Below are 4,495 nucleotides of genomic sequence, written 5' to 3'. Positions count from 1 at the left end.
CCGTGACTACGAACGCGACCCGGCCGTCTCCGAGGCGCTGATCCGCTGGGCCGCCATCGCGGGGATGGCCCGCCGCCTCACCCGGGGCGGACCCGCACGACGCCAACCCCGCTACATCTGCCCTTGAACCCTAAACGATCTTCTCAAACACGCACTCAGATGGATTCCGATCATCCAGCACGAACAGTGGCCCGTCGGGGGCGACGTGGGTGACGGTCCTCCAGCCGTGTGCCCGCCCCGCCGCTCGGGCCGCCCGGCGTACCTCGGCCATGTCACCGATCTCCGCCACTTGCCGATCGCTCAAGACCAGCCGGCCGTAGTAGCCGCGATATGCCGGCCGCCGCGATGCTCCATCAGCACCTTGAGACGCTCAACCATCTTGCCGAACCGGCGCTCGGCGAGCTCGTCATGCCCGGTCACCGCGATCGCCTCCTGACATCTACCGAACGATCCGATCCAGCAATGCGGAGTTGTCTTCCAGCGTAGGCCGATGTAGCGGCACAAGAGCGATTTCCGGCCGTCGCCGGCGACGCCGGATGCGCAGCACCTGCCCGCATCACGCCCGAGACTTGCCCACAAATGCTGTGACCTGCCTAAACGCAAGCTGCTGAGGCTACAGAAGCACCGGCGAGAATCGGCGTGTCCCATCTCGCTTCTCATGGCAGGTATTTCGGTTAGTGACAGGGATCAGGTGGCCCGTGTGATCGGGCCACACCATCGTTGAACCCACACCAGCACGCCACTCGCGCTCCTCGAAGCGAGCCCGACGCCGTCGCGCGGCGGCACCTGCCCTTGAGCGTCTGGCTCGCCGCCGCCGACACCGAACCGGAACCCGCATGCCGCTTCGGCTGCTGCCTACCGGTCAGCCCGCTCCTGGCCTGGCATCTGATCACCACCTGTACCCGGCTCGGCAGCCTGGTCATCGACATCGACGCAACCGACCATGCCGTCCTCTCCAGCGCCTTGACCCCAGGCTGCCGCGCCGTGGCCACCTTCACCGACCCCGCCCGCGCGCACCTCGCCTGGCAGGCGTTGCAGCGCTTGCACCCCGGCCATGACCTGGACGTCGCCGACCTGCGCATCGCACCCGGCCAGGACGCCGATCAGGTGCTCACCGACCTGCTCGGCACCGCCGATCTCGTCATCGCCAGACACCACGGCCACCCCTCCCACCTTGATGACCGCGAAGGAGATCATTTGAGCGCGCAGCCAAAGGGGATCTCCCGCCTGGCGGCATTGCTCGCAGCGGGCGGCCACCTCGTCATCGTCACCGGCCTGCACCGCGCAGACGAGTACGTGCGTGACCCCGCCCCGGACATCATCCGCCGTGCTCAGCAAGCAGGCCTGACCTACCTCCAGCACATCGTCGCGCTGCATCTCCCAGTGCAGGCGGGGCGACTCGAACCACCACCCACCTGGCGCGTACCCACACCAGAACCGGCCCCGGCAAGGTGCGCCGGAATGCCGATCAGCGTCCGCCTGCACACCGATGTGCTGATCTTCAACAAGCCCCGGCGAACATCACGAACCGCCGATCGCTCCATCACCGACCCCGGAGGACAGCGCTCATGATCGAGTTGACCGCGTCGGTATGGGCGACCGGGCAACAGCCCTCCCGGATCCAGCGCCGTGGCCGCTACCTGCCCGAATCGATGAGACACCCCGCCAAGATGCTGCCCGCCATCGCCGCCAAGGTCATCACCACCTACACCCGCCCAGGCGATCTCGTCATCGACCCGATGTGCGGAATCGGCACCACCTTGGTCGAGGCCGTCCACCAGGACCGGCACGCCGCCGGAGTCGAGCTGGAGCAGCGCTGGGCCCACCTCGCCGTCGGCAACCTCGCCCACGCCCGCCGCAACGCAGCACCCGGCTTCGGCCGGGTCGTCACCGGAGACGCCCAGCACATCGCGCAGCTGCTACCCGACCTGCACGGAAAGGCCGGCCTGGTACTGACCTCGCCTCCCTACGGCCTGGCCACCCACGGCCACGTCCGCTCCACCCGCGACAGCGGACAACCCGGAGTCCGCAAATGGAACCACCGCTACTCCACCGACCAGGCCAACCGCGCCAACCTGGCGCATCACCGCCTCCCGGTACTTCTGAACGGCTTCTCCCGCATCCTTGGCGGCAGCATCCGGCTGCTGCGCCCCGGCGGCGTGATGGCGATCACCGCCCGTCCCTACCGCCACCACGGCGAACTCATCGACCTCCCCGGCCAGATCATCACCCTCGGAACCCAGACAGGGCTGGAGTTCACCGACCGGATCGTCTGCCTGCTGTGCGGCCTCGGCGACGGCACACTCCTCAACCGCGCCTCGTTCTTCCAACTCCACGAGGCACGCCGCGGATGGGCTGAGGGACGGCCGATCCACGCCATCGCACACGAGGACCTCCTCATCTTCCGCAAACCCCTGCCGATGCGGCAGCCGAACAGCAACGGCACCGGCCAAGCCGCGCAGCATCGGGCCACCCCCGAAACGGCGACATCGGGCAACGGACCAGCGGATTCCGCTTGACGGGGCGGCCGAAGGTGGGCGTCGATACCGCTCGCCACACCCGGCCCCGCAACAGCCACCTGACCGCCGACTGGGGGCGGCCGAGAAGGGGGCCGGATGGCGAGATCACGTACCCCTACGACGCCCGATCCAATCCATGGAGGTGACGATGACAGCACGATCGGCGACCACCGAGCCGCCGCCGCACTCCGAACCCATCACATCGACGATCGGACCCGAAGATCGGCGTGGCCTGGCCATGGAGTATCCGGCCGTGCTCGGCCTGATCGCCGCCGGGCGGCTCCTCGGAATGGGCCGTACGAAGGCATACCGGCTGGCCAAAGCCGGGCAGTTCCCCTGCCCGGTCCTACGGATCGGCGGCCGGTACGTGGTGCCGACACGCGGGGTGCGCGCGCTGCTGGAATACCGCGACACCGAACCGTGTCGCGACGATTCGAAAGGATGACACCACGGTGGCCAACGGAACCACCTATAAAACCTGCTCCTGCCGCGATACGGCCACCGGCCGCAAGCTCGGCCGATCCTGCCCCAAACTCCGCCGAACCGGCGGCAACGGCCAACGCTGGAGCAGCACCCACGGGAGGTGGGCCTACCAGCTCGAACTCCCGCCGTACGCCGACGGCCGACGCCGCAACCCACTCCGACGCAGCGGCTTCACCACACTCGAAGACGCCGAAGCCGAACTCGACCACGCCCGCGGCCTGCTCGCCCTCGACGACGACCCCGGCGTACAACGGCAGATCACCGAACTCATCCTCACCACCCTAAAGGACACCCGTCACCTGCCGCCCATCGAAGAGGTACGCCGCAAGGTCCGCACCCGGCAAGACCTCAACCGGCAGATCACCCTCGCCGAATGGCTGGAGGAATTCCTCAAACGCAAGCGCCGCATCGATGAGACCACCCGACGCGGATACGCCACCGACATCCGCCTCTACCTCACCCCCTACCTCGGCCACATCCGCCTGGACCGGCTCCGCGTCTCCGACATCGCGGGCATGTTCGACGCCATCGAGGAGTTCAACGACGTCATCACCCACGCACGCGCCAGCGGCGACCCCGCCCAGATCGCGAAAGTGCGATACCGCCGCCCCGTCGGCGCCTCCTCCATGCACGGCATCCGCGCCACCCTGCGCCACGCCCTGAACATCGCGATCAAACAAGACCGCCTGCTCGACTTCAACCCCGCCGCCGTGGTCGAACTCCCCGCCGTGACCCGCCCGAAACCGGCCGTGTGGACCGCCGAACGCGTCGCCTGCTGGCGATCCGACCACGACCGGCGATTCACCGCCGCCAAACACAGCCGGGCGATGGGCGGCGTCGATGTCATCAGCGTCTACCTGGCCGCCGACCGGCCCTCCCCCGTCATGGTGTGGACCCCACAGCAGACCTCGACCTTCCTCACCCACGCCCGGCGACACCGCCTGTACGCCCTGTACCGCCTGATCGCCCTCCGCGGACTCCGCCGAGGAGAAGCCGTCGGCCTACGCCGCCGCGAAGTCAACCACGCGGCCAAAACCATCGGGATCAACTGGCAGATCACCCAACTCGGCTGGCAACCCATCCAGGGCAAACCGAAAACCGACGCCAGCGACCGCACCATCGCCGTGGACACCGAAACCATGACCGCCCTGCGCCACCACAGCGCCCAGCAGGCCGAAGAGCAACTCGCCGCAGGCCACGACTGGACCGATACCGGGTTCGTCTTCACCGACCAACTCGGACGCCCACTGCATCCCCAGCACGTCACCGACCAGTTCTACCGGCTCGCCTACGAGGCGGGACTGCCCCCGATCCGGCTGCACGACCTGCGCCACGGAGCCGCGTCCATGATGCTCGCCGCCGGAGTCGAACTGAAAATCGTCCAAGAGACCCTCGGCCACGTCTCCTCGACCTTCACCCGCGACACCTACACCAGCGTCTACCCGGAGGTCGCCGCCGCAGCAGCCGAACAAACCGCCGCCCTCATCACCACC

The 4,495-nt window shown here is 68.2% G+C and carries 4 protein-coding genes; all 4 read left to right on the top strand.

What is annotated here, in order from left to right; genetic code table 11:
* Positions 1 to 792 precede the first annotated feature (792 nt).
* Positions 793 to 1,572: a hypothetical protein gene (locus tag C1I98_RS40920; RefSeq protein ID WP_146607846.1), complete on the top strand. Its 780-nt coding sequence runs from the start codon at positions 793 to 795 to the stop codon at positions 1,570 to 1,572.
* Positions 1,569 to 2,519: a TRM11 family SAM-dependent methyltransferase gene (locus tag C1I98_RS35825; protein WP_111171733.1), complete on the top strand. Its 951-nt coding sequence runs from the start codon at positions 1,569 to 1,571 to the stop codon at positions 2,517 to 2,519. The genes C1I98_RS40920 and C1I98_RS35825 overlap by 4 nt, the downstream gene beginning before the upstream one ends.
* Before the next feature lie 148 nt (positions 2,520 to 2,667).
* The gene (locus C1I98_RS35820; protein WP_233508470.1) at positions 2,668 to 2,964 is read left to right on the top strand and encodes a helix-turn-helix transcriptional regulator; all 297 of its coding nucleotides are present in this window, start codon (positions 2,668 to 2,670) and stop codon (positions 2,962 to 2,964) included.
* 7 nt (positions 2,965 to 2,971) lie between these two features.
* The coding region (locus C1I98_RS35815; protein ID WP_111171732.1) for a site-specific integrase at positions 2,972 to 4,495 on the top strand (1,524 nt) is incomplete at its 3' end.

The organism is Spongiactinospora gelatinilytica, assembly GCF_003236385.1.
Lineage (GTDB): Bacteria > Actinomycetota > Actinomycetes > Streptosporangiales > Streptosporangiaceae > Spongiactinospora > Spongiactinospora gelatinilytica.
The sequence above is the reverse complement of the archived record's forward strand: the minus strand, read 5'-3'. Positions and strand labels throughout refer to the sequence as shown.

Bases quoted from the DNA above. Each gene is read 5' to 3' on its own strand.
- C1I98_RS35825 (WP_111171733.1), top strand. From the start codon at position 1,569: ATGATCGAGTTGACCGCGTCGGTATGGGCGACCGGGCAACAGCCCTCC.
- C1I98_RS35820 (WP_233508470.1), top strand. From the start codon at position 2,668: ATGACAGCACGATCGGCGACCACCGAGCCGCCGCCGCACTCCGAACCC.